This is a genomic window from Arthrospiribacter ruber, assembly GCF_019343195.1.
Classification (GTDB): domain Bacteria; phylum Bacteroidota; class Bacteroidia; order Cytophagales; family Cyclobacteriaceae; genus Arthrospiribacter; species Arthrospiribacter ruber.
The window spans coordinates 26,869-52,540 of the sequence record NZ_RPHB01000005.1 but is presented as its reverse complement, the minus strand read 5'-3'; the positions used below and the strand labels follow the sequence as shown (position 1 = coordinate 52,540).

General features: G+C 41.3%; 18 protein-coding genes and 1 riboswitch. Of the genes, 14 read left to right on the top strand and 4 right to left on the bottom strand.

Translation table 11 applies throughout. The features are described from left to right. The first annotated feature begins 376 nt into the window (after nucleotides 1-376). The 4 genes from EGN73_RS11135 to EGN73_RS11120 all read left to right on the top strand — a co-directional run bounded on the left by EGN73_RS11135 (nucleotide 377) and on the right by EGN73_RS11120 (nucleotide 6,258). Nucleotides 377-2,728: a TonB-dependent receptor gene (locus tag EGN73_RS11135; RefSeq protein ID WP_219289582.1), complete on the top strand. Its 2,352-nt coding sequence runs from the start codon at nucleotides 377-379 to the stop codon at nucleotides 2,726-2,728. Nucleotides 2,729-2,734: 6 nt separating this feature from the next. After that, nucleotides 2,735-3,640 carry a DUF4249 domain-containing protein gene (locus EGN73_RS11130; protein ID WP_219289580.1) on the top strand — a complete coding sequence of 302 codons (906 nt, stop codon included), beginning with the start codon at nucleotides 2,735-2,737 and terminating at the stop codon, nucleotides 3,638-3,640. A gap of 244 nt (nucleotides 3,641-3,884) precedes the next feature. Beyond that, nucleotides 3,885-4,061 (top strand): histone H1, encoded by a 177-nt coding sequence (locus EGN73_RS11125; RefSeq protein WP_219289578.1) that lies wholly within the window; start codon nucleotides 3,885-3,887, stop codon nucleotides 4,059-4,061. Nucleotides 4,062-4,425: 364 nt separating this feature from the next. Beyond that, the gene (locus EGN73_RS11120; protein WP_219289575.1) at nucleotides 4,426-6,258 is read left to right on the top strand and encodes an alpha/beta hydrolase-fold protein; all 1,833 of its coding nucleotides are present in this window, start codon (nucleotides 4,426-4,428) and stop codon (nucleotides 6,256-6,258) included. A gap of 83 nt (nucleotides 6,259-6,341) precedes the next feature. Here the strand turns inward: EGN73_RS11120 and mobA are convergent, their stop codons facing one another. After that, nucleotides 6,342-6,899: a molybdenum cofactor guanylyltransferase gene (gene mobA / locus EGN73_RS11115; protein WP_219289572.1), complete on the bottom strand. Its 558-nt coding sequence runs from the start codon at nucleotides 6,897-6,899 to the stop codon at nucleotides 6,342-6,344. Between the two features lie 227 nt (nucleotides 6,900-7,126). Here mobA and EGN73_RS11110 point away from each other — a divergent pair, with 227 nt between their 5' ends. The 3 genes from EGN73_RS11110 to EGN73_RS11100 are packed head-to-tail and all read left to right on the top strand — an operon-like array spanning nucleotide 7,127 to nucleotide 13,517. Then, nucleotides 7,127-8,488 (top strand): NarK family nitrate/nitrite MFS transporter, encoded by a 1,362-nt coding sequence (locus EGN73_RS11110; RefSeq protein ID WP_219289569.1) that lies wholly within the window; start codon nucleotides 7,127-7,129, stop codon nucleotides 8,486-8,488. 19 nt (nucleotides 8,489-8,507) lie between these two features. Then, entirely contained in the window at nucleotides 8,508-12,008 is a 3,501-nt protein-coding gene (locus EGN73_RS11105) for a nitrate reductase (protein WP_219289566.1), read from the top strand. Between the two features lie 51 nt (nucleotides 12,009-12,059). After that, nucleotides 12,060-13,517: a rubredoxin gene (locus tag EGN73_RS11100; RefSeq protein WP_219289563.1), complete on the top strand. Its 1,458-nt coding sequence runs from the start codon at nucleotides 12,060-12,062 to the stop codon at nucleotides 13,515-13,517. Between the two features lie 4 nt (nucleotides 13,518-13,521). Here EGN73_RS11100 and EGN73_RS11095 read toward each other — a convergent pair whose 3' ends face one another. Beyond that, nucleotides 13,522-14,118 (bottom strand): DUF4202 domain-containing protein, encoded by a 597-nt coding sequence (locus tag EGN73_RS11095; RefSeq protein ID WP_009032390.1) that lies wholly within the window; start codon nucleotides 14,116-14,118, stop codon nucleotides 13,522-13,524. A gap of 38 nt (nucleotides 14,119-14,156) precedes the next feature. Further along, nucleotides 14,157-14,933, bottom strand: a complete 777-nt coding sequence (gene cobA / locus EGN73_RS11090; protein WP_219289559.1) for a uroporphyrinogen-III C-methyltransferase — start codon at nucleotides 14,931-14,933, stop codon at nucleotides 14,157-14,159. A 185-nt stretch (nucleotides 14,934-15,118) separates the two neighbouring features. Here cobA and nirB point away from each other — a divergent pair, with 185 nt between their 5' ends. From nirB to EGN73_RS11070, 4 genes are all read left to right on the top strand, one after another. Continuing rightward, on the top strand, nucleotides 15,119-17,611 hold the full coding sequence (gene nirB / locus EGN73_RS11085) for a nitrite reductase large subunit NirB (RefSeq protein ID WP_219289556.1): 2,493 nt from the start codon (nucleotides 15,119-15,121) through the stop codon (nucleotides 17,609-17,611). 59 nt (nucleotides 17,612-17,670) lie between these two features. Beyond that, complete coding sequence (gene nirD, locus EGN73_RS11080) at nucleotides 17,671-18,054, top strand: nitrite reductase small subunit NirD (protein ID WP_219289553.1); 384 nt, start codon at nucleotides 17,671-17,673, stop codon at nucleotides 18,052-18,054. A gap of 87 nt (nucleotides 18,055-18,141) precedes the next feature. Next, nucleotides 18,142-19,944 (top strand): sensor histidine kinase, encoded by a 1,803-nt coding sequence (locus tag EGN73_RS11075; protein ID WP_219289549.1) that lies wholly within the window; start codon nucleotides 18,142-18,144, stop codon nucleotides 19,942-19,944. 8 nt (nucleotides 19,945-19,952) lie between these two features. Next, the gene (locus EGN73_RS11070) at nucleotides 19,953-20,639 is read left to right on the top strand and encodes a response regulator transcription factor (protein WP_219289546.1); all 687 of its coding nucleotides are present in this window, start codon (nucleotides 19,953-19,955) and stop codon (nucleotides 20,637-20,639) included. Between the two features lie 153 nt (nucleotides 20,640-20,792). Here EGN73_RS11070 and EGN73_RS11065 read toward each other — a convergent pair whose 3' ends face one another. Then, nucleotides 20,793-21,980, bottom strand: coding sequence for a hypothetical protein (locus tag EGN73_RS11065; RefSeq protein WP_219289544.1), 1,188 nt, complete (start codon nucleotides 21,978-21,980; stop codon nucleotides 20,793-20,795). A 189-nt stretch (nucleotides 21,981-22,169) separates the two neighbouring features. Further along, nucleotides 22,170-22,262: riboswitch (TPP riboswitch) on the top strand. On the opposite strand from EGN73_RS11065, the gene thiS reads away from it, so the two are divergent. The 3 genes from thiS to EGN73_RS11050 all read left to right on the top strand — a co-directional run bounded on the left by thiS (nucleotide 22,261) and on the right by EGN73_RS11050 (nucleotide 25,672). Next, nucleotides 22,261-22,554 (top strand): sulfur carrier protein ThiS, encoded by a 294-nt coding sequence (gene thiS, locus EGN73_RS11060; protein ID WP_219289542.1) that lies wholly within the window; start codon nucleotides 22,261-22,263, stop codon nucleotides 22,552-22,554. Its footprint overlaps the riboswitch before it by 2 nt. A 12-nt stretch (nucleotides 22,555-22,566) precedes the next feature. Continuing rightward, nucleotides 22,567-24,447 carry a phosphomethylpyrimidine synthase ThiC gene (gene thiC / locus EGN73_RS11055; RefSeq protein WP_219289540.1) on the top strand — a complete coding sequence of 627 codons (1,881 nt, stop codon included), beginning with the start codon at nucleotides 22,567-22,569 and terminating at the stop codon, nucleotides 24,445-24,447. Beyond that, entirely contained in the window at nucleotides 24,431-25,672 is a 1,242-nt protein-coding gene (locus EGN73_RS11050) for a thiamine phosphate synthase (RefSeq protein WP_219289538.1), read from the top strand. The genes thiC and EGN73_RS11050 overlap by 17 nt, the downstream gene beginning before the upstream one ends.

Sequence of the window (25,672 nt, the reverse complement as noted above, 5' to 3'; positions counted from 1 at the left end):
ACTTTACTTTTAACAGTAAATTTGGGTATTGGAGGGTGGGATGAATTTCGACCGGGCCAGCGCAGGCCTTGAGCGTGGATAGAGCCTGTCCCGATTTTCTCGGGAATTCGAAATTCTTGATTTTTTGGCTACTTTTTCATCAAAGCCTGTCCCGAAAATCGGGAGAAAAAGTAGCTTCATAATCAAATTTTGATTAGAATTTAGCAGATAGAACTGGTTCAAAACAATCTATTGCTACGTACAATGAAGCGTATACTCATAATTTATGATGAAGGAACTCCAAATTATCGTTAAAATTTTCTGATAAATTTTATTACTACCATTTTTTTTAGTTAAAATTGGGAAGTATTCTTATTTCTGTTTTTTATTTTATTATATGAAGAAATTTTACTGTTTGTTGGGCTTTGTGTTTTTTGCTATAAGCCTGGCCAATGCTCAGAAAATTACCATCAGTGGAAATGTAAAGGATGCTGCTTCAGGTGAAGTTTTAATAGGTGCTAACATCTACGATAAAATTTCAAAAAAAGGAGCTGTGGCCAACCAGTTTGGTTTTTATTCTTATACGACCACGGCTGACAGCGTAGACCTTTTCTTCAGTTTTGTAGGTTTTCAAACTCAGAGAATTTACATGTCCGTCACCAAAGATACAGTCATCAATGTGCAGTTGGCGGCAGATGGAGTGTTGGATGAATTCGTCGTTACTTCTGACGCAGTAGACCCCATTCAGGAAATCACCAGAATGGGAACGATCAATGTTCCCATCAAACAGATCAAAGAGCTTCCCGCTCTTTTGGGAGAGGTGGATGTTTTTAAGGTATTACAATTACTTCCCGGAGTGCAGTCCGGTACTGAGGGAGCGAGTGGTTTGTATGTAAGGGGAGGTGGGCCGGATCAGAACCTTATCCTTTTGGACGGAGTACCTGTGTACAATGCCTCGCATTTATTTGGTTTCTTTTCTGTCTTTAATGCAGATGCCATCAACAATGTGGAGTTGATCAAAGGAGGCTTTCCTTCCAGGTATGGAGGCAGGCTTTCCTCAGTTATTGATGTCACCATGAAGGAAGGCAATATGCAGGAGTTCAAAGGAGAAGGCTCTATTGGGATAATTGCTTCTAAATTGACGCTGGAAGGTCCTATCAAAAAAGATAAAACCTCATTTATACTTTCAGCAAGAAGGACCTATTTGGATATTCTTGCAAGACCGATCATTCAGGCAGCTACATCAGGAAATGAATCTGTAGGATATTACTTTTATGACCTCAATGGCAAGGTCAACCATATTGTCAATGATAAGAACAGGCTTTATTTGAGCGTTTATTCCGGAGATGATAAAGCATACGCCAGAAGTAGAAATTTTTATGTAGACAATAACCAAAGGACAGATTATCGTGATGAGTTTGGACTAAAATGGGGGAATTTCATTTCTGCTTTGCGCTGGAACAATATTATCAATAGCAGGCTTTTTGCCAATTATACTTTCACCTATAGTCGCTATAATTTTGATCTTTTTAGTGAATACGAACAAGAAGTTTCCGGAGCAGGAGCTTCAGAAAAGCGGTTTTATGCGGAGAGGTATTTTTCCGGGATCCGCGATTGGGCTGCAAAAGCAGATTTTGAATATGTTCCAAACCCTGACCACTACGTCAGGTTTGGAGGGAATGCCATTTTGCACCGCTTTTCGCCTGGAGTCTATGCCAGCGAAAGCACGCAGAGAGATGAGGATATGGTCTTGGGCTCCGAAGAACTGAATTCAACAGAGTATGCCTTTTATGTAGAAGACGATATCAATATCACAAGCAGACTTAAGGCCAATGTGGGACTCCATTATTCAGGATTTTTGACCGATGGGGAGCATTACAGGTCTTTACAACCACGGTTGGCTGCCAGGTATCTTCTTGATGAAAGTACTTCAATCAAAGCTTCTTTTGTGACCATGGCACAATTCATACACCTGCTGACCAATGCAGGTTTGGGCCTGCCAACAGATCTCTGGGTACCGGCTACTCCACAGATAGGGCCTCAGCAGTCCATGCAGCTTGCTTTGGGGGCATTCAAGACTTTCAAAGGATTTGAGTTGAGTGCCGAAGCCTACTACAAAACCATGGACGGATTGATTGAATACAGAGATGGGGCTACCTACCTCAATATTGATCAGGATTGGCAGGAAAAAGTGGCTGTAGGCGAGGGGAGGAGTTATGGTATAGAATTGCTGGCTCAAAAGAAAGTGGGTAGGGTTTCAGGATGGGTAGGATATACCTGGTCCAATACCGAAAGAAGGTTTGATGAGATAAATTTTGGAGAATGGTTCCCATTCAAATATGACAGGAGGCACGATATCAGCATAGCCCTTACCCATGATTGGAAGAAAAACAGAGATTTTTCTTTGGTATGGGTTTACGGGACCGGTAATGCCGTTTCCCTTCCCACTCAGCGCTATGAAGGTGCATTTTCAAATCGCTGGGGTACTCCAATGAGAACCCAGATTGAGTTTTATGAAAGCCGGAATAACTTTCGATACAGGGCTTATCATAGACTGGATTTAAGTTTTAGCTGGTGGAAAGATACCAGTTGGGGGCAGAGAAAATGGACTTTGGGTATATACAATGCCTACAATAGGTTAAATCCATTTTTTATGGATGTAGGCTTTGACAGGTCAGGAAACAGAAAAATCGTTCAGTACAGTCTGTTTCCGATGATTCCTTCTTTTTCTTATTCATTTAAATTCTAAGCTGAAATGAAAAAATACGTACATCTTCTTTTTGCTCTTTTGGCTCTTATATCCTGTGAAACAGTAGTCGATGTGGACATTCCCTTTGGAAGACCGAATGTCACGGTAGTTTCCAAGCTGACTGCCGGTCAGTCTCCAGAAGTGAGATTGACTTTTAGCAGACATATTTTAGATAATAACTCCGGATTTAATATTATTCCAAATGCTGAAGTAAGCCTGAAAACTGCTACTTCTACCTTTCCTTTAACTTATAGTGTGACCTCTGAAACTTATGGCAATAAAGATATTACTCTGGAGGAGTCTGAAACTTATACCATTATGGTAAATGTGCCCGAATATGAAGTCATTGAGTTGATTGAAACTGTCCCTCAATTAGTGCCTATAAGGGAATTTATAGTCCGGAATGCTTTCTCAGGTGAAGGGGTTATGCAAGATGAAATCAGTATTATTTTTGATGATCCTGTGGGTGAGAACTTTTATGAAATTACTGCTTATCAAAAAAGAACTTATACTTATACCGATCAAAGTGGCAATGAACGGGTTGAATCACAGATCCATCCCATTGGCTTAAGACCAAAAGACCCTGTATATCAACAGGAATATAGCTGGAATACTATTTTATTTAATGACAGGCTATTTGAAGGTAGGACTTTTGATATGGAAATCATCACCTCCGGAAGTTTTTTCTCAAGACAAGAATGGGAATTACCTGAAGGGTTTAGTGTAGAGGTTTATGTTATCCTCAAATCAGTTTCAGAAAGCTATTTTCTTTATGAAAGTACATTTAATCTTCAAAATTACACGGATGGTGACCCCTTTGCACAACCTGTTCAGGTATTTACCAATATCAAGGGTGGATTGGGAATTTTAAAAAGTGAAGCTCCTTTTGAGCTTCTTGTTGTGTCTTGGTAAGGTTAAAGCCAGTATTTAATCTATAAGAAATTATTGATCAGCGAGTTGTGTGAATTTGTTTTAGAGGTTTTTAATTTTAAAGGTATATTTATCTAGTAATGCAAAGAATCGAAGACTTATGAAAAATGAATTTTTTTGAAGAATACCGTAAAAAAAGGCTTTACGGTATGTAGTTTGCTTAAAATTTATTAGTTGTATTGGTATTAATTATTAATTTTATCTTTTAACATAAAACACACTATATATGAAAAGTCTAATTGAAAAAATCAACGCTGAGTTTGAATCATTTAAATCTGATGCAGAATTACAGGCAGAAAAAGGAAACAAAGCTGCCGGAACCAGAGCGCGTAAAGCTACATTGGAATTGACCAAACTAATGAAAGAATTCAGAAAAGAGTCATTGGAAGCTTCTAAAAAATAAGCAACCTTTTTACCGAATAGAGCTCCCCTTTTTTGGGGAGTTTTTTTTTAATCTTTGGCAATTTCAAAGAAATAAGCAGAACCATCAAGAGGTCTGCTGTCAATCACCAACTCATTGGATGAAATATCAAACATTATAAATCATTGGAAATTAGTATGATAAATTTAAATGAGATTGAAGTAAAATAAATCTGAATACCTATTGATTTTATTAACGGAGATTTAAGGTACTTAGATATTTGATTTCTTAAAAATGACTTTTGGGTTTAGTTTAATAATCGATTTTTTAGGACTTTGTGTTTCTGTTTCCTATTTTCACATATTGAGACAATATAATCTCTACACAAACCTAAGCGCTATAACCTATGAAAAAGTTTTTTTTATCAAGCCTATTGATTTGTCTGGCTTATTACTCCGTATTTGCCCAAAAAGGGCACAAAGAACGTATTCAAATCCACAGTACAGCACTTGAGGGGAATTTAATTGGAGACCCTGCCGAGCGTGATGTAACGGTATACTTACCACCTTCTTACAATTCCAATCCGGAAAGCCGGTATCCTGTCCTGTATATGCTTCATGGATTTACAGATACTGATGCCCAATGGTTTGGATGGGAGGATCATTGGATCAACCTCCAAACTGTAATTGAGGAATCCCTTGCCGAGGGACTTTCCAAAGAAATGATTGTAGTGATGCCCAATGCATATAACCGGTTTAAGGGAAGTATGTATGCCAGTTCAGTGACCATAGGCGATTGGGAAACATTTGTCACCAAAGAATTGGTCAGTCACATAGATGACAATTATCGGACGATTGCCAAGAAAGAAAGTAGGGGACTTGCCGGACATTCCATGGGAGGATATGGTACTTTGCGACTGGGAATGAAATACCCTGATGTATTTTCCTCCATTTATGCCATGAGCCCTTGTTGCATGGATGGCGGAGCCAGCACTGAAGAAGCGCTTATGGCCAAGTTGGAAAACTTTACCGTTGAGGACCTGGATGGTGCCAATTTCTTTGAGATCGCTACTTTGGCCACTTCTGCAGCATTTGCACCCAATCCTAAAAACCCACCATTTTACCTGGATCTTCCTGCCAAAAATGGAGAAGCAAGACAGGAAGTGATCAATAAAATCATTGCTAACCGAACGCTGAATTTTGTTGACCAATATGTCTTTCATCTTAAAAGACTAAAAGCCATTGCGATTGATGCAGGTCTACAGGACAGAGGGATCAGTGAAGCTACAAAAACACTTCATGGCATCTTGGAGGCTTATGAAATTCCCCATGTTTACGAAAGCTATGAAGGGGATCACCTCAACCGTATTGCAGAAAGAATTCAGACCAAGGCACTTCCTTTTTTTACCAAAAACCTGGAGTTCCAAAGTACACTTTCTGAAATCATAGAGGAAGGAGGAACAGGTGACTTCCCTGCTATCATGTTGACAGAAGTTTCATTGCCAACCCATACTGTTTTTAAGCCACAGGATATGGGTAAGTTTGGTAAAAAAAATAAGCTCCCTATCATTGCCTGGGGAAATGGTGCTTGTTTCGATTCACCCTTCGAGCACGTTAACTTTCTCAATGAAGTGGCTTCTCATGGATTTTTGGTAGTAGCAATAGGGAATATGCCCAAACAAACAGATGTTCGCTCCCAGTCACTCAAGCTTTTGGAAGCGATTGACTGGGCGATTGCTCAAAACAGTGACCCGGAAAGCCCTTATTATCAAAAGCTGGATACCGAAAAAATTGCAGTGAGCGGAATGTCCTGCGGGGGTCTTCAAACACTTGAAGTGGCAGACGATCCCCGGATTTCCACGGTAGGAGTGTTCAACAGTGGAATATTGCCTAATCCAGGTGCAGGCATGCCAGGCATGCCGCAAGTGAACAAAGATCAGCTTGATAAAATCAAAGTACCCACACTGTATCTTTTGGGTGGGGAATCAGATATTGCCTATCGCAATGGAATGGACGATTTTGATCGCATTAACCATGTCCCTGTTTTTGTAGGAAATCTGGACGTAGGCCATGGAGGTACTTATGCCCAGCCCCACGGAGGAGACTATGCCAGGGTGGCCACACATTGGTACAAGTGGCAGCTAAAAGGGGACGAGGAAGCAGGTAAGCTATTTACAGGGAAAACACCTGGACTTTCAAAATATAAAGGTTGGAAATGGGACAAAAAGAACATGGATTGACCCATATTTCTATAATTGGTAAGGACGTTTTGATAATTTTCAAAATTTAGAATATAATAAAAGGAGGATGGGGAATTTGATACTTATGATTCCAAATCCTCCCTTGTATTGAAATTTTTAAAAAGGGACTCGTCAAAATCTAGGGAATTTTCCATAGGAATTACCTCATGTTTGTTGTCCCTGATGAAATCTATCATTTTTAATTTTTCACCTGCAACATGACTTGCAACATTTGATTCAAGGGATTTGGGATAGATGCTGAATAATGGGTTGGGTATGCCTCCAATACTTGCAACTGTAATTCTATCCTCCTGATGAGACCGGATCAAATGAAGATAAGCTTCTTTAGGAATCAAGGGCATGTCACAACCTATTATAAATGCATTTGAGGTGGGAGAATCTTTTAATGCCGTTAATAAACCGCCCATGGGACCTTTATTTGGAACTACATCAGGCAATAGGGGGAAGCCATGATTTTTATATGCCTTATTCGAAGTGATGATTTTGATCTGAGGTCCTATAGACTTAAGCTTTTCCAGAACTTGCTTTACCATTTTTTCTCCATTTACCTCTACAAGCCCTTTGTCTTCACCCATCCGGCTACTTTTTCCCCCTGATAAGATATAAAATGATAATTCCATGATTTTAGGATATCTGATGAATATAAGTAAATGTCTCCATTTTCTTTAATTAATTCAAGTTTTTAAAGTACAAATAAGTAATATGACTTAAAAATACTGACATGAATTTTATTAAAATAAGTAATAATACTTAGATTACTTAAAAATATTGATTACATTGCCAATGCTTTAGCCAATAAACAATAACCCAAGGTTTTCCAGATCTCTAACCATAAACCACAACAACTATGAAAACCTCTAGTAAAAAAGCAACATCAATTAACCTGTTAAACTTCCGTACACCACAGATGAAAGCTTTCCATTTATCATGGATAGCTTTCTTTCTGTGTTTTTTCGGCTGGTTTGGTATTGCGCCTTTGATGGCGGTAGTCAGAGAAGAGCTAGATCTTTCCAAATTCCAGATCGGAAACATCATCATTTCATCGGTTGCCATTACCATTTTTGCACGTCTTGCTATTGGATGGCTTCTTGATAGAATTGGGCCTAGAATTACCTATACCTACCTGTTGATATTGGGAGCTATTCCGGTCATGTTGATCGGCTTTAGCAACAGCTATGAGAGCTTTCTTGTTTTCAGGCTGATGATAGGAGTAATAGGAGCAGGCTTTGTGGTTACCCAATACCATACTTCTATGATGTTTGCTCCAAATGTGGTAGGCACTGCCAATGCCACCACCGCAGGCTGGGGAAATCTTGGAGGTGGGGTAACCCAAATGCTGATGCCACTTATTTTTGCAGGTTTTGTGTCCATAGGGTTTCTGGATCAGGAAGCTTGGAGGTTGGCCATGGTAGTGCCTGGAATATTAATGGTAATTTGCGGATTTCTGTATTACCGTCATACTACGGATCTGCCTGAAGGAAATTTAAAAGACCTCAAGAAGGAAGATTTTGCGGATAAAGTGGAAAAGAAAGCTTCCAAAGTAAGCTTTGCCACTGTTTCAAAAGACTACAGGGTGTGGTTGCTTTTTCTGATTTACGGAGCATGCTTTGGTGTAGAATTGACCATCAATAATATAGGAGCAATTTATTTCCATGATTTTTTTGAGCTTGACCTCAAGACAGCAGGATTAATTGCAGGTTTGTTTGGACTGATGAACCTATTCGCCAGGTCTATGGGAGGTTTTTTTGGGGATAAAGCCGGAATGAACTGGGGGCTAAAAGGCCGGGTATGGCTACTTGGCGCAGTACTTCTTGCCGAAGGATTGTCACTGGTACTTTTTTCCCAAATAAATATCCTACCATTTGCGATCGGTTCCATGATTGTATTTAGCCTTTTTGTACAGATGGCTGAAGGGGCGACTTACGCTGTGGTTCCTTTTGTGAACAGAAAAGCCATTGGTACTGTCTCAGGAATAGTAGGAGCAGGTGGCAATACAGGTGCGGTCTTGGCAGGATTTCTCTTCAAGTCTGAATCCCTTAGCTATTCAGATGCACTTGCCATTTTGGGCATTACGGTAACCTTAGTTTCTGTTTTTTCATTTCTGATCAGATTCAGCAAAGAAGATGAGCAAGAAGCATCCGAAGAACTCATCAATTCCATTGCCGAAAAAAATATGGAGGTTGCCCCTGCCTATCTGATGGAAAAATAAGATCTAAATTGATGGAGTCATGAAACCTGAAAAATTTAAAAGTACCTGCTCTTATTGCGGTGTCGGTTGTGGTATAGTCATACACAAAGATGCCAAAGGCAAAATAAAAGTGGAAGGCGATCAGGATCATCCTGTCAATAAAGGTATGCTGTGTTCTAAAGGCATGAACCTTCACTATGTAGTGGAAGATAAGTCGGACAGGCTTTTTTTTCCACAGATGAGATGGGGAAAGGACCATCCTTTGGAAAGGGTTGATTTCGATACGGCATTACAAAGAGCAGCGGCAGTATTCAGGACTTTTATCAAAAAATATGGTCCGGATTCAGTTGGTTTTTATGTTTCCGGACAATGCCTTACTGAGGAATATTATTTGGTCAATAAACTGGTGAAAGGATATTTGGGAACCAATAACCTGGATACCAATTCCAGGTTATGCATGAGTTCTGCGGTAGCAGGCTATAACCTCACACTAGGGGAGGACAGTGTTCCGGTAAGCTATGAGGACATTGAATTGGCAGATTGTTTTCTGGTTGCAGGAGCAAACCCAGCATGGTGTCACCCGATCATTTGGAGAAGAATTGAAGCGCATAAGGAGAAAAATCCTGCTACAAAAATTATTGTGATCGATCCACGGAAGACCCAGTCCTGTGAATTGGCAGATCTTCACTTACAGATATTCCCCGGCACAGATGTAGTCCTTTTGCAGGCAATTGGTAGATGTCTTATAGAGTCAGGGGACATTGACTGGACGTTTATCACTGAGCACACACAGGGATTTGAAGCTTACAAGAATCAGGTTTTGGAGAAAAGCCTGGAAGAGGCCTCAGAAATCTGTGGGGTAAATAAAAGGGATATCAAACGGGCAGCAGCTTATATTGGGGAGTCAAAAGGATTTCTAAGCCTCTGGGCAATGGGATTGAACCAAAGCAGTGATGGCGTGAATAAAAACCTTGCGCTAATCGCCCTGAACTTGATTACAGGCCATATAGGCAAACCCGGATCAGGTCCTTTTTCCCTCACAGGTCAGCCAAATGCCATGGGAGGAAGAGAAGTGGGCGGAATGTCGACCTTGCTTTCAGCCCATAGAAAACTATCTGATCCGAAACATCTAAAGGAAGTTGCAGATTTTTGGGGTGTAGAAAGCTTGCCCGACAAGCCGGGCCTTACAGCCACACAGATGATAGAGGCCATAGAAGAGGATAAACTTAAGGCCATCTGGATAATCTGCACCAATCCCATAGTCAGCCTTCCTGATTCTGTCAGGGTAAAAGAAGCGCTGAAAAAGGCAAGGTTTGTCGTGGTTCAGGACATTTCTGTCAACAATGAAGCCATTCCTTATGCAGATTTGGTTCTTCCAGCAGCCGGATGGGCCGAAAAGGAAGGGACCATGACGAATTCAGAAAGGAGGATTTCTTACCTTAATAAAGCTGTTGAGGCACCAGGAGAGGCTTTGCCGGATGGAGAGATACTGATCAGGTTTGCCAGGCAAATGGGTTTTTCGGGTTTTGACTTCAATGGAGCTGAAGAGGTATTTTGTGAACATGCGGCACTTACCAAAGGAACCAATATTGATATTTCCGGGCTGGATTATTCCTATCTAAAAAAAACAGGAACTGCTCAATGGCCATTTATCCATCCATCGGATAAACCGTCAAAAAGGCTTTTTGAAGATAAGGTATTCTATAACCCGGATGGAAAAGCGCGTATTTTACCTTCTCAGTATACTTCTCAAAATGAGGCTATCGATCCGGATTTCCCACTGATTCTGACCACTGGAAGAATCAGAGATCAGTGGCATACCATGACCAGAACCGGTAAGGTCAAAAAACTGGGCAGACATATTCCACTTCCTTTCCTTGAAATCCATCCATACGACGCTTTGGAAAGGGGAATCATAGAAGGACAGACAGTTATCGTTTCTGGAAGGAGAGGACAGGTGAAAGTTCATGCGCGACTAACCAAAAGTATCAGACAGGGAGTTGTGTTTCTTCCCATGCACTGGGGTAAGATTTTGGAAGAAGATTTTGCAAAGACCAATAACCTCACAGGCAATTCAATAGATCCGATTTCCAAACAACCGGATTTTAAATTTTCTGCTGTGCAGGTAGCCAAATTTTCCAAACCCAGGCAAAAAGTGGTCATTGTGGGAGCAGGTGCAGCGGCCTACAGGTTTATACAGACTTACAGGGAATTGAATGGCGAGGATGAAATCCACTGTTTTTCAAAGGAGGAGTTTCCTTTTTACAACAGGGTGTTATTACCTGAGTATGTGAGCAGACACAAGACTTGGGAGGATCTTCAGAAATTCAAATCCGGAGAACTTGAAGGGCTAAATGTCCATCTATACGTTTCAAATGGCATTTCTGCTATAGACAGGGATAAAAAGACTGTCACTGACGAGCGGGGAAAGATCCATCATTACGATATTCTTATTTTGGCAACAGGAAGTAGGGCTTTTGTTCCTTCAGATGCTCCGGCCCACCTGCCTGGAATTTTCACGATGAGAAGCAGGGGGAATGCGGATGAGCTTGTCAATTACCTAGAAGGTAAAGGTCATGTCATGATAGTTGGCGGAGGATTATTAGGATTGGAGCTGGCGGCTTCCTTACGGGAAGTTAATATAGATGTGACCATCATTCAGTTGGCCTCAAGGCTGATGGAGCGGCAATTAGACCCAGTTGCCAGTGCCCTTTTGAGAAATCAGATTCAAGAAATGGGGGTAAGGCTATTTCTCAACAATCAGGTGGACAGGGTTGCTCAACTTGATGAGAAAAACATGGAAATCAGCCTGAAAAGCGGTGCAGTCATCCAATGCAATGCAGCTGTATATGCTATCGGTACCCGACCCAATTCAGAATTGGCTAAGTCAGTTGGCTTGGATTGCGGATTGGGAATTAAAGTAAATGCCTACATGCAAAGTTCAGATCCGGATATATTTGCCTTGGGGGAAATTGCGGAATTCAACCAAAAGCTAAACGGGATTACTGCAGCTGCCGAGCAACATGCAGACATCGCTGCCAGGTTTATCAACGGAGACAGACTCAGCTTTTATTCTGGAACAGTGCCTATGAATATCCTGAAAATTTCTGATCTTGAACTTTGTTCTATCGGAATTCCTGAAATTCCGGCGAATACGGAAGGATATGAAGAAATAATTTTGATGGATTCAGCTCAGACCTATTATAAAAAATGCATAGTCTTTCAGGACAGACTGGTTGGTACCATCTTATTGGGGGATAAATCCGAATTTGCTGAATTCAAGGAGCTGATAGAAAATCAGACAGAACTTTCTGATAAAAGGAAGGAGCTTCTGAGAGGAAAATCTTCGAAAGAGGGACTGATAGGCAAATTGGTCTGTTCCTGTGGAAATGTGGGAAAAGGGAATATTGAAAAATGTATTGCTTCCGGTCTGACAGATTTCAGGGAAGTATGTAAACAGACAGGGGCAGGACAGGGGTGTGGAAGTTGCAAGCCAGAAGTAAAAGCCATTCTTGACCTGGTTTCCAAAGACATAGATTAATCTATAGATTGAAGTTGTATTGCCTATAATGCTTATAATCAATAGAAAATAATGGAAGAAATAAAGTATATTGATAATATTGAGTCCAAAAAATCTGAACTGGTCAGGGTATTGGTCAAGGGCGGTATCCTTTCTCCCGGTGACTTTCAAAAAATTGTGCTCACGGCGCAAAAGCTTGGAGCACCCTGTATACACCTGGGCTCCAGACAGGATATACTTTTTTCTCTAAAAGATAAAAACCGCGAATTACTGGAGGAAACTTTTAAGTCCATACAGATTGATTTTGATACTGATGGGGAATCATTCCAGAATATAGTCAGCTCTTATACAGCACTGGATGTCATGCCCACCACACATTGGCTGGCTTCACACATTTACCATTACATCCTGGACACATTTGATTTTAAGCCCAAGTTGAAAATCAATATCACAGACCCTGTTCAGAGCCTGGTACCGATTTTCACAGGTAATATCAACTTTGTGGCATCTCCCAAAGAAAATTATTGGTACCTCTATCTCAGGTTTTCAGAAATAGACCCTAAACCTTGGTGTGCTCCGAAACTGGTTTATAGTTACGATTTATCAGAAATAGCAAAAAAAATTGAGGTATTGAATCCTCAAGCATCAGGTTTAGGCTATGAAGAAATCTTCGAAAAGGCCATTGAAGGGATAGATAAAAAACTTCTAAACTTGGAGCAAAAGCTTGTGTTTGGGGAACCTACTTCTATTTATTATGAAGGAATGAACAGGGTGGCTGGAGGAAAATACTGGCTGGGGCTCTATTGGAGAGACAATAGATTTTCCATCAATTTCCTTAGGGCAATGTGTGAGTTGTGCCTAGAAACCAATATTGGAAAGCTCAGTCTTACTCCTTGGAAATCATTGATCGTTAGGGGGGTAGAAGAAAAAGACAGACTGAGTTGGGAGAAGCTTCTTGGGAAATTCGGAATCAACATCAGGCACAGTTCTCTGGAGTTGAACTGGCATGTTCCGGTACTGGATAAAGATGCACAGGAGATCAAAGATTTTCTGGTTAGAAAATTGGATAAAATGGATATCAGTACCTATGGTCTTTCATTTTCTATCAAAACCGGTCATATGATCGCTTTCACTTCTGTAGTGATAGAGAGAATTGCAGGTCGGTCTGAAAAAGCACCTGACTCTTTCAATATCCTATATTCAAAAGACTTTAATCCAAACCTGTCTGAGTATTATTATTTTGTCAAAGGTGTTTCTTTGGAAACCATTCCAGCCCTATTGCTTCAGTTAAGTTATAAATATTATGATCAGTTGAATGTCAAATCTTTAAATACTCAAAAGAAGCCTGACAACAAAAAAAACACTGATTCTTCCAACAAATATCAATGCTCTTCCTGCCTGACAATTTATGATGAAAAGCTTGGGGACCGGATCAACGGAATAGCCCCTGGCTTTGAATTTTCCAAGCTTCCTTCAGATTATTGTTGTCCGGTCTGTGAAAGTCCAAAATCTGCCTATCGGCTACTTTAGGAGGTTAATCCTGCTCAAGCGCTGCCTTTATCAAATTCAGCGACTTGGGTGAATGAGACATGTTTAAAGCTGCTTGATGTCCTTTTTCAGACATTTTTTTCCATGTCTTACGGACAATGGAAATGATTTTATCTTCCTCATTTGCATGTTTTTCAATAAAATCATCAAAATAATACTTTAAAAATACCAAGCATACTACATCCTCAAGACATTGTGCCTCATGATCGGTTTTCAACCTTCTTTTGTTGATCAGATCATCGACATGACCTATTTCAGCCTCATGATATCCCATTTTTTCCATTAGGTCAGAGGTGACTTTTCCGTGAAAATTTTTGAGTTCAGTACGCCACATGAGGTAGCCTTTTCGATCCATAGGATAGGATTCTCTTGGAATTTTCCAGCGTTGAATGTGTTGTGCCCTGGTAGCAATCTGCAATGGTTCAGAAGCCATTGGCTCATAATCCATTAACATTTTGGACATTCTTTGGCTATACAACAATTCTTTGGGGATCATCTTTCCATCATTATTATCATAAAATGGATCCTCTGCATTTAACCTGTCTATTTCGGCTATAGTCTGGCTTAATTTTTCTGTCTTCATGGCTGCATGCGCTGGTGAGTGGGGTAAAAATAGATATTTTAAAGGGAATCCATGGAACTTGTCTCCATAAGCTGATGCATGCTTTCTTTAAGTTTTAATTGTTCAAGGATCACTTTCCCTATTACAATAAGGGCAGGGGAGCCAATAGGCTCAGTATCCTGCTTTTTTAAAATATCCCGCAATCTTCCTGTCAGCATTTTTTGATTTGCCAAAGAGCCGTTTTGAATCAGGGCAATAGGTTCCTCTTCGCCCCTGAAAGTTTTGAAAATTTCTATGATGGACTTTAGTTTATTGATTCCCATCAAAATGACTATTGTGGCACTGCTCTGAGCGGCCATAAAAAGGTCATTGGAAATACTACCGTCTTTCAGGGTGCCAGTGACCACCATAAAGCTTTCATTGATGTTTCTTTTTGTCAGTGGAATTCCGCAAAGGCCCGGTACTGATATGGAGCTACTAATGCCCGGAACATAGCTTCCAGGAATGTCATGTGACAATGCGTATTCCAGCTCCTCATGGCCTCTGCCAAATACATAAGGATCTCCGCCTTTTAGCCTTACCACATGGCCCATGCTTCGGGCATACCCTACGATCATTTTGTTTATTTCGAGTTGCTGTTTTTGATGCAACCCTGCTCTTTTCCCTACAAATATCTTCAAAGTAGTTTCAGGAGCATGCTCCAAAAGAACCGGATTTGCCAACGCGTCATAAAGGATAACATCAGCGCTTGAAATCGCTTTTATCCCCTTCAAAGTGATCAGGTCAGGATCTCCAGGGCCTGCTCCTACCAAAGTAAGAAATGGTTTGTGCTTCATTTTTAGATTTCTAAGTAGTTTGAGAAATTAAAATTAAGTAAAAATACGTAAAATTACTTACAATTATAAAAATTATCTTTTAATTTAGCAGTGTAATCTAAGTATTAATACTATTTGAGATTCGTTGATGAGCTTGCTGATTGTAGATATTTTATAGAAACCAAAGTCCAAAAAAATATTATCATATGAAAAAGGTAGTTGTGATCGGAAATGGGATGGTGGGTTACAAGTTTTGTGAGAAGCTAAGAACCAAGGATCCCGGAAAACAATTTGAAATTACGGTGTTTGGGGAGGAGCCTTGGCCTGCTTATGACAGGGTTCATCTTAGTGCTTATTTTTCGGGCAAAAAGGCAAATGACCTTTTATTGGCTTCCCGATCTTGGTATAGGGAAAATCAGATCGACCTTAGAACTAAGGAACTTATTGTTCTGATTGACAGGGAAAACAAGTATGTACTGAGTCATTTGGGTCACAAAATCCATTATGATTATCTGATCCTGGCTACAGGAGCATCTGCTTTTGTTCCGCCGATTCAGGGAGTGGAAAAGCGTGGAGTGTTTATGTACAGAACTTTGGAGGACCTGGAATCTATGATGCAATATGGACAAAAAGCCAAATCTGCCGCTGTGATCGGGGGAGGGCTGCTTGGGCTGGAGGCTGCCAAAGCTGTCTTGGACATGGGCCTGAAAACCCACGTTATAGAATTTGCACCTAGGCTCATGCCCAGACAGCTGGATGAAGCTGGTTCAGGACTGCTTCAAAGCAAGCTTGAGGAACTAGGAATCAGCATTCATCTGAACAAAAATACCAGAGAGATCAAAGGAAACGGTAAATTGACAGGGTTGGAGTTTGCAGACGGATCTTTTTTGGAGGTGGACATGCTGGTGGTTTCTGCTGGCATCAAACCAAGGGATGAGCTTGCGGAAAAGGCAGGTCTGGAAAAAGCAGCCCGAGGAGGTTTTGTGGTCAATGAGTTTTTGCAAACCAATGACCCTGATATTTTTGCCATTGGTGAAGCAGCTTCTTACAATAATATGGTTTTTGGATTGGTGGCACCGGGTTATGAGATGGCAACACAGGTAGTCAACCAACTTATGCAAAATGAAGTCAGACCTTTTACAGGTTATGATATGTCAACCAAGCTGAAACTTATAGGTGTTGAGGTAGGAAGTTTTGGGGATGCCTTCGGTGAATCAGAACCGAGTAAGCCCATTGTTTATGAAAATAAAAGTAAGGGTATATATAAGAGAATTAACATTTCTGAAGATGGTAAGCGACTGCTTGGAGGAATCCTGGTAGGGGATACGTCTGTATACGGCATGCTTCTTCAAATGGTGCAAAACAATATGCCACTGCCTCCTGAGCCGGAAGACCTTATTCTTGGTGCAAGAGGTGGGGAGAAAGAAATGGGATCAGGTGTAGATGCACTTCCGGCTACAGCTCAGGTTTGTTCCTGCGAAAACATCAGTAAATCAGACCTGTGTGAAGTCATTTCCGAAGGGGTACATGATGTAGACGCTTTAAAGAAATGTACCAAAGCAGGGACGGGCTGTGGCGGGTGTATGCCTTTGATCAAAGACCTGCTACATGCAGAGTTGAAAGCCATGGGGAAAAATGTGAAAAATGTAGTCTGTGAGCACTTTGATTACTCCCGTCAGGAGCTATTGGATTTGATAAAGGTCAGAGGGATAAAAACTTATGATGCCCTTCTTGATGAATTTGGTGAAGGTGACGGTTGCGAGGTATGCAAGCCTTTGGTAGCATCTTTATTGGCCAGTACCTGGAATGAACTGGTTGTTTTGCAGGATACCATACAAGATACAAACGACCGTTTTTTAGCCAATATCCAAAAGGGAGGTACTTATTCTGTGGTACCTAGAATTCCCGGAGGTGAGATCACTCCTGATAAGCTCATTGTAATCGGTGAAGTTGCTAAAAAATATGGATTATACACCAAAATCACCGGAGGACAAAGGATAGACATGTTCGGGGCCAGAGTGGATGAGCTGCCTGATATTTGGGAAGAACTCATAGATGCGGGTTTTGAAAGCGGTCATGCTTATGGAAAGTCACTGCGAACTGTTAAAAGCTGTGTGGGAACAACATGGTGCAGGTACGGCGTGCAAGATGCTGTTTCTTTTGCCATTCGGGTTGAAGAAAGATACCGGGGTCTTAGGTCTCCACATAAACTCAAAGGTGCAGTTTCGGGCTGCACGCGGGAATGTGCGGAAGCCCAGAGTAAGGATTTCGGTATCATTGCCACCGAAAAAGGCTGGAACCTTTATGTATGTGGTAATGGTGGGTCTAAACCTCAACATGCAGTACTCTTGGCCAATGATCTGGACGATGAAACCTGCTTGAAATATATTGACCGTTTTCTGATGTTTTATATCAAGACGGCCGAACCACTCAATAGGACAGCCACATGGCTGAATAAAATGGAAGGAGGGATTGCCTACCTGAAAGATGTAGTGGTGAACGATTGTCTAGGCCTAGGTGAGGAGTTAGAGAAGGAAATGGCATTTATGATAGAGACCTATTCCTGTGAATGGAAAGAAGTAGTCAATAATCCTAGCCTTAGGGCCAAATTCAAACATTTTGTCAATTCAGAAGAAAAAGATCCGACAGTAGGATTTCAACCAATGAGAGGACAAAAGCGACCTGTTGATTGGTCTTGAAAAATTAACGGTTTAAATAATTGTTGTATTCCAGATTCATTTACCAAACCTATTTTAACATGTTTACAGAATTAGAAAAATACAAAAAAGCTGAGCAATCTGAAGAGATTACATGGTTTAAGGCGGCTTCTGTATCGGCTTTTCCTGAAAATGGCGGAGCCTGTGTCAAGTACAAGGATTTGCAGATTGCTGTCTTCAATTTTACAAGAAGGAATGAATGGTATGCCTGCCAGAACTTATGCCCACATAAGATGCAGATGGCCCTTTCACGAGGGATGATCGGCTCTTGCGGAGAAGAACCCAAGGTTGCTTGTCCATATCATAAAATGACTTTTTCTCTTAAAAACGGAAATAACCTCGATGGAGATGAATGCTCCATCATCACCTATCCTGTGAAAGTGGAGGATGGCTTCGTTTTTATAGGATTTGATCAAAATTACTGAGAATTAATTTCATTTGTATTGTTCAAATTGCGTATTTACACTTAATATTGGTTTAAATACTTAAATTTGAATTTAAAAATTAAGTATATGGATTCTGGTGAACAGGGTATAAAAAGGTTTTCAAACCTCCGATGGAGGTACCTGTTTGCATTGTCTGCAATAGCCTTGACTATTTTGATCAGTCAGGGAATTCTCCAGTACTATATTTCCCAGCAGGAAAGTGATTCCAGAGAGGTGAACCTTTCCGGCAGACAGCGTATGCTAAGTCAAAAAATCACCAAAACAGCTTTACTTTTTTCCAATGCTCAGGGTCCCGAAAGGGATCAATACCGAAAGGATTTGGCCAAAAGTCTTCAGGAATGGACCATAGCCCATGAAGCCCTATTATCCGGCAATCATAAATTGGGTGTCAAAGGTGTTACTGATAGGGAAGTCCTGCTTCTTTTCAATCAAATTCGGCCCAATTTCGAAGCTATAGTGTCAGGGGTTTCCAGCTTGTTGGCAGATAACTTAGAGCAATCCTTGGAAGATGATGCTTTGGATTCAATTCTTGCAAATGAAGGGGCTTTTTTGGAAGTCATGGACCGGATTGTAGATCAAATAGACCGATTGGCCCAGGCTAAAGTATCCCGGTTGCGTAAGGCAGAACTCGTTTTACTCGGGCTTGCTCTCTTTCTGATATTTCTCGAGCTGAGGTTTATTTTTTGGCCTTCAGCCCAACTGATAAAAAGCAATTTTAAAGAATTGGCTGAAAAGGAGTCCAAGTCCAGGAAAATGACCTTGGAAATATCGGCACTATATGAATCTTTGGAAAAATCCTACCTAGAATTAGCAGAGGCAGAAGTTGAAGTAGAGGACCTGACACTCTATGCCCAATGCAGTCCAACCGGTGACTTCACTTATTTTTCTGAAAAATTTTCCGAGATTATGACTTTTGGGGATGTGAAACCTTTGAATCTCTTTATCTGGTTGGAGAATCAAGGGTACAATTCCAAATTTGTCCAAAAAATCAAAGACCTGCTCCATGAAGGTGAAAGCTGGGAAGGAGACCTAAAGTTGGTCAATGAAGAAGGAGACTTTGTCTGGCTTCAACTGCATTTGGTTCCGGTTCTCGATAAGGAATCCCAGATAGAAAGCCTGATGCTGATTTCAGTGGATGAGACTGAAGTGAAGGAGGCACAGGCACGATCTCAGGAAATTCACAAGGAAAAACTGGACAAACGACTTAAGGAACAGCAGTACAGGTCAGCATTGATTCTGGAGGGACAGGAAGAAGAGCGGAGAAGGATTTCAAGGGACCTTCATGATGGCATTGGTCAGTACCTTTCTGCACTCAAATTCAGTCTAGACGGCATCAATGAGGTGAAAACTTTTCAAGAGGAAAAAAGACTTGAAGTGTCCAAAAAGCTGATTGCTGATGTAATAAAAGAAGTCCGAAGAATATCCTTTCACTTGACACCTGTAGCCTTGTCGGATTATGGACTGGCAGCCGTGCTCAACAAGTTTGCCGATGAAATGTCCAAAATTTCCAAAATCCCTGTGGTTTTTGAAAACAGGACTGGCTTCCTTTCCAGGTTAGAAGTCAAGACGGAGAACAATATTTACCGCATCGTACAGGAAGCTGTAAACAATGCGATCAAGTACTCGGAAGCAAGCCAGATCAAAATCAGGCTTGCGCACAACACAAAATTTCTAAATTTGGAAATTATAGATGACGGGAAGGGCTTTGATTATGGCAAACTGACCCAAGAAGGCCATTTTAAAGCCTCAGGTCATGGAATCTTTAACATTAAGGAAAGAGTAAACTTTATCAATGGCCAGTTTTTGTTGGAAACAGCTCCTGGAAAAGGAACCAAGATCCAAATTGATTTACCATTGGAATATAAATAATAACCCAAATGACGACAGATCAGATAAATGTAGTATTGGCAGATGACCATACCGTAGTACGAAACGGTATTAAACTATTGCTCGAAACAGAAGGTGAAATCAAAGTCATCGGAGAGGCCAATGATGGATTGGAAGCCCTCGAAGCCGTAAAGCAGCTGCAACCGGATGTACTTGTGATTGATATCCGGATGCCCAACATGAATGGCTTGGAGGCAACCCGAAAACTCAAAGATTATTCTGAAAAGACCAGGGCATTGATCCTCTCCATGCACAATGATGAAGAGTATATCCTACAATCAGTAGAAGTGGGGGCATCAGGATACCTGCTGAAAGATACGAGCAAAGATGAATTTCTCAAAGCTATCCGCTCCATACACAAAGGAGGAAAATATTTTAGTGGGGATATCAGCAATGTGCTGATCAATTCCTACCTGACCGTTAAAAATCCAGGTGAGCCGGTCCAAAAGGACTCAGAGTATGATTATGACCTTACCAAGCGTGAAAAGGAAATCCTTCAACTTATTTACAGTGGTGTGAACAATAAGGAGATTGCTGATCAGCTCAAAAAAAGCATCAGAACCATTGAGACACACCGCTTTAATATAATGAAAAAGCTGAATGTCAGCAGTGTGGTGGAATTGCTCAAAAAGGTAGAAGATGAAAAGGGGTTACGACTGATTGTGAGGAAAGATTAACACCTTAATTATTTTCTTTCTGTAAAATTCCAACCTAAAGAAATGCATAAAGAATATTTCACCAAATCAACTGGTTAATCTATTTCTTAGATGGGATGGATCAGCAGGATTAATCCACTACCATTGCTTACTTCCTGAATTTTGACAATGGTGCTATTGCCCATCGCTTACCGGACTTATTTCTGAACTTTTGGAAAGCTCACCGTTGACATCTTCTTTGTAGACCCATAAATCTTCCAAATCTTTGAGAAATAAGCCTGCATTAGTGGATACAAAAATCCGGTTATTAAACAATTCAATATCTTTTACCCAAAGACCTTCCAAACCTTCATTGATCAATTCTACAGCCTCAATATTTTCCGGGTCCGTGTAGTTTTTTAATTCATAAATTTTGTCTGTTCCCACCCATGTAATCAAGCGATCATCTATGAATTTCAATCTATGCCATTGGTTGGAGTATGCTACTTGCTCAAAATTGTAGATATCACCATTGTTGGAATAAAAGATCATTCCTTCTGTACTTAAAAAGGAGTCACCATTGGGGCCTTCAATAAAGGAAAATACTACAAACCTTTCGTCAAGAGAACGGATAGGTGTGGCATTTCCTTCTTTTGTAATGAAAAAAGAACTACAAATACCTCCTATACATCCAGAAACCAGCCATCCATCTTTGTGAGTAAATGCCGAAATCAGATCCAGTCGGGTAGCTCCCTGAATTTCAAGATCAATTTTGATTTTCCTGACAATTGGATCTGTTGGATTGATATATGGCCCAAAAGAAGATGTGGCCTGATTCAATTCAAGGATAAAGGTATTATCGAAGAGATCCATACCAGATTCAAAAATATTTCGGTCCCAAGTTGAAATAATAAAATTATCATTGATCGCATAATTAGGAACCTCAAACCAGCCCGGTTTCACCTGTGCTTCCAATGGAAGTTCCGGGATATTTAGTGGTGTGAGTCGGGCTGTATAATTGTCCATAAAATTGGTGTTCGGCATGACCAATAAAGTTTTCCGGCTTTGGACTACTCCCGCAGAAAACAATTCCGAAAACGAGTGACCAAACTTCATGTCATATTCCTGTGCGGCCAATACATGCTGATTGTCCTCCATATCAAAAAATCCTGGATTGATAACATTTGAAAAATAAAGCCTGTCATTGATTTTTTTCAAATTCCCAAAATCTCCTCTTGAGTGCTGAAGGTTCCAATACCGTTCAAATTTTGCAGGACTTTCTTCTACTTCAGGAAGGACGTCATCGTCAGTACACGACTGTAGAAAAGTCAGAATTAAACATAATACTAAAGGAAGACAAAAGTTACTTAAAATTCTTTTCATTAATATAAAATTTAGTCCAGATCACTAAAGTAATAATTTGATATAAATATTACCCCATTAAATTAGAATATTTTTACCCTTTTTGGATTTTAATTAATACTAACCTAAATTTTTTTAAGAAAAGAAACACTAGATTTCATATTAGATTTCTGTTCAAATTGCATTTCCAAATTGTTTTATATAGGTTTGAGGAAACTTTAGGGGTGTCCTTTACGGACTGAGATCATACCCTACGAACCTGATGCAGTTAGTACTGCCGAAGGGAAAAGTGAAATAATGCATGCCGATTACCATGGCTGTGTTTTCGTTTTTTGATCCGTTTCTGCGGGCCATTCCTGAAGTGATTTATTTTACCAAAACTTATTCAAGGATGGATATTACCGTAAACAATGAACCTCTTCAGATTTCGGGCTCCTGCTCAATTTCCCAGTTATTTCAAAACCATATTCAGATCAATGCCGCCGGAATTGCCGTGGCAGTGAATCAAACTGTGGTTCCCAAGGAAAATTGGGACGAGACTTTCATCAGTTCCGGGGATCATATCATCCTGATCAAAGCAACTCAAGGAGGATAAAACCACAGCAGCATGAAAAAAGAAAAAACACCAAAGAACCAAAGCATCACCACTAGTCCATTTCCTGCTTCGCAAAAAGTCTACTTGGATGGAGAGATCCATGCCATCAAAGTCCCTATGCGGGAAATTGCCCTTCAGGATACCAAAATTCATTACAAAGGCGCAGCTGTCAGTCAAAACCCAGCAGTGACGGTGTATGACACCAGTGGCCCATATACCGACCCTTCTTATCAGGTAGATCTTGAAAAAGGACTGCCCAGAAATTTCGAAAAATGGATTCTGGACCGGAAGGATGTGGCCTATCTCGATGACATCAGCTCCGAATACGGTCAGCAAAGGAAGCAGGACAGTTCGCTCGATTCCATTCGCTTTCCTAACATCAATAAGCCATTGCGCGCGCTTCCTGGCAAAAATGTCTCACAGATGCACTATGCCAAGCAGGGCATCATCACTCCAGAAATGGAATTTGTCGCCATCAGAGAGAATCAGCGCATAGCATCACTGGGCAAAAAAGACCCCGCCAATCAGGCCCTATTACACCAACACGAAGGCCATAGCTTCGGAGCCAATACACCAAAAGGCTTGATCACACCGGAATTTGTCCGTCAGGAAGTTGCTATGGGAAGGGCAGTCATTCCCGCCAATATCAACCATCCCGAGGTGGAACCGATGATCATTGGGAGAAGTTTTCTGGTAAAAATCAATGCCAACATAGGCAATTCGGCAGTCAGCTCCAATATTGAGGAAGAAGTAGAAAAGGCAGTATGGGCCTGTAGATGGGGGGCGGATACGATCATGGACCTATCTACAGGGAAGAACATCCACGAAACCAGGGAGTGGGTGATTAGAAATTCCCCGGTTCCGATAGGTACTGTTCCGATCTATCAGGCTTTGGAAAAGGTAAACGGAAAAGCCGAGGACCTGACTTGGGAGTTGTTCAGAGATACTTTGATTGAGCAAGCAGAGCAGGGGGTGGATTATTTTACCATCCATGCAGGTGTTTTGCTCAGGTATATTCCCCTCACTGCCAAAAGGGTGACGGGAATAGTTTCACGTGGGGGTTCTATTATGGCCAAGTGGTGCCTGGCGCATCATAAGGAAAACTTCCTTTATACCCATTTTGAAGAGATCTGTGAAATCATGAAAGCTTACAATGTGACCTTTTCTCTGGGAGATGGATTGAGACCGGGCAGTATAGCAGATGCCAATGATACCGCCCAGTTTGGAGAGTTGGAGACCTTGGGAGAGCTGACCAAAATCGCCTGGAAGCATGATGTACAGACGATCATTGAAGGGCCTGGGCATGTGCCTATGCACCTTATTAAGGAAAATATGGACAAGCAGCTAGCGCATTGTGGGGAAGCACCATTCTATACCTTGGGCCCTTTGACTACAGATATAGCTCCTGGCTATGACCACATCACTTCTGCCATCGGCGCAGCGATGATCGGCTGGTATGGTACGGCGATGCTCTGCTATGTCACTCCAAAGGAACACCTGGGCCTGCCCAACAAAAAAGATGTGAAAGACGGGGTCATTACTTACAAAATCGCAGCACATGCCGCAGACTTGGCCAAGGGGCATCCGGGAGCTCAATACAGAGACAATGCTCTGAGCAAGGCACGATTTGAGTTCAGATGGGAAGACCAGTTCAATCTTTCCCTTGATCCGGATACCGCAAAGTCCTTCCATGATGAAACCTTGCCTGCCGAAGGGGCCAAAATCGCTCACTTTTGCTCCATGTGCGGGCCAAATTTCTGCTCTATGAAAATCACGCAGGACGTGAGAAAATATGCTACTGAGAACGATCTGGAGGAAAAAGAAGCCCTCGATAAAGGCCTTGAGGAAAAGGCCAGGGAGTTTAAAGAGAAAGGCAGTGAAATCTACCTCTGATCTGGAGCTGATCGTCATTTCATCTCCTGTACCTGTTCCAAATGAAGCTGATGGCATCCAACAGCTGTTTGAGGCAGGTATGGAGCTTTTCCATTTGAGAAAGCCTGACATGGACCAAGATGCTTTTCTCAAGCTGCTTGCTCAGATGGACAGCAAGTATTGCAACAGGATGGCCATTCATCAGCACCATGATCTGGCGGATGATTTCGGGATCAAAAGGCTTCACTTTACTGAGTGGAAAAGGAAAAATACTGCAAAAGATGAACTCCTTGGATTGAAAGAAAAAGGGTTGAAAATCAGCACTTCAATTCATGATTTAGGTTTGCTTACCAGTCTATCCCATTTCGATTATGTCTTTTTCAGCCCTGTGTTCGACAGCCTTTCCAAGAAGGGATACAGCAGTAGTTTGGAAAGTGGGTTTAAGCTTGTGAAGCCTGTTGGTTCTCCCAAGGTAATGGCTCTTGGAGGTGTGGAATTGAAAAATCTCTCTCAGGTCAAAGCCATGGGATTTGACGGAGCAGCCGTTTTGGGGGCGATTTGGAATCAGACCGAAAAAGAAAGGCCAAAAATCCTTCAAGCGCTTATGAAAAAGGAAATAAACAAACTCCACTATATCTCTCAAGAGCCGCCCTTCAATTCACACCTAGAGTCCATCCTGCATGCGCTGGAGGCGGGTTGTAAATGGGTGCAACTGAGAGTGAAAAATCTGCAGGAGCAGGAGGTTTTGGACATTGCCAAGGTAGCAAGGCAACTCTGTACAGAGCATCAGGCGCAATTGATCATCAACGACTATGTCACTGTAGCTAAAGAAGTTAATGCAGATGGGGTTCATGTCGGATTGAATGACATGTCTGTCGCAGCAGCCAGGCAAATTCTTGGGCCGGATAAAATCATCGGAGCCACAGCCAATACCATAGATCAGGTGATCATGCATGCCAAAGCCCATCCGGATTACATAGGAATAGGCCCTTTTAGGTTTACCCGTACGAAGGAAAAACTCAGTCCCATACTGGGTTTGGAAGGCTATGCCAGTATCCTGAATGCCATGAACAGCCTGAAAATCAATATCCCGGTAATTGCTGTCGGAGGTATCATAAGTTCGGATGTGCCCGCTTTGCTGGCCCAAGGTGTACATGGAGTGGCCATCTCAGGTGACATCAACCATGCCACCGAAATGGAAAGGAAAGTAGAAGAGATCTATCAAATGCTTCAGGTAGCAAAATAA

What these genes read in the sequence shown, in the direction of transcription:
- EGN73_RS11135 (WP_219289582.1), top strand. Translation starts at nt 377, where the DNA reads ATGAAGAAATTTTACTGTTTGTTGGGCTTTGTGTTTTTTGCTATAAGC.
- EGN73_RS11130 (WP_219289580.1), top strand. Translation starts at nt 2,735, where the DNA reads ATGAAAAAATACGTACATCTTCTTTTTGCTCTTTTGGCTCTTATATCC.
- EGN73_RS11125 (WP_219289578.1), top strand. Translation starts at nt 3,885, where the DNA reads ATGAAAAGTCTAATTGAAAAAATCAACGCTGAGTTTGAATCATTTAAA.
- EGN73_RS11120 (WP_219289575.1), top strand. Translation starts at nt 4,426, where the DNA reads ATGAAAAAGTTTTTTTTATCAAGCCTATTGATTTGTCTGGCTTATTAC.
- mobA (WP_219289572.1), bottom strand. Translation starts at nt 6,899, where the DNA reads ATGGAATTATCATTTTATATCTTATCAGGGGGAAAAAGTAGCCGGATG.
- EGN73_RS11110 (WP_219289569.1), top strand. Translation starts at nt 7,127, where the DNA reads ATGAAAACCTCTAGTAAAAAAGCAACATCAATTAACCTGTTAAACTTC.
- EGN73_RS11105 (WP_219289566.1), top strand. Translation starts at nt 8,508, where the DNA reads ATGAAACCTGAAAAATTTAAAAGTACCTGCTCTTATTGCGGTGTCGGT.
- EGN73_RS11100 (WP_219289563.1), top strand. Translation starts at nt 12,060, where the DNA reads ATGGAAGAAATAAAGTATATTGATAATATTGAGTCCAAAAAATCTGAA.
- EGN73_RS11095 (WP_009032390.1), bottom strand. Translation starts at nt 14,118, where the DNA reads ATGAAGACAGAAAAATTAAGCCAGACTATAGCCGAAATAGACAGGTTA.
- cobA (WP_219289559.1), bottom strand. Translation starts at nt 14,933, where the DNA reads ATGAAGCACAAACCATTTCTTACTTTGGTAGGAGCAGGCCCTGGAGAT.
- nirB (WP_219289556.1), top strand. Translation starts at nt 15,119, where the DNA reads ATGAAAAAGGTAGTTGTGATCGGAAATGGGATGGTGGGTTACAAGTTT.
- nirD (WP_219289553.1), top strand. Translation starts at nt 17,671, where the DNA reads ATGTTTACAGAATTAGAAAAATACAAAAAAGCTGAGCAATCTGAAGAG.
- EGN73_RS11075 (WP_219289549.1), top strand. Translation starts at nt 18,142, where the DNA reads ATGGATTCTGGTGAACAGGGTATAAAAAGGTTTTCAAACCTCCGATGG.
- EGN73_RS11070 (WP_219289546.1), top strand. Translation starts at nt 19,953, where the DNA reads ATGACGACAGATCAGATAAATGTAGTATTGGCAGATGACCATACCGTA.
- EGN73_RS11065 (WP_219289544.1), bottom strand. Translation starts at nt 21,980, where the DNA reads ATGAAAAGAATTTTAAGTAACTTTTGTCTTCCTTTAGTATTATGTTTA.
- thiS (WP_219289542.1), top strand. Translation starts at nt 22,261, where the DNA reads ATGCCGATTACCATGGCTGTGTTTTCGTTTTTTGATCCGTTTCTGCGG.
- thiC (WP_219289540.1), top strand. Translation starts at nt 22,567, where the DNA reads ATGAAAAAAGAAAAAACACCAAAGAACCAAAGCATCACCACTAGTCCA.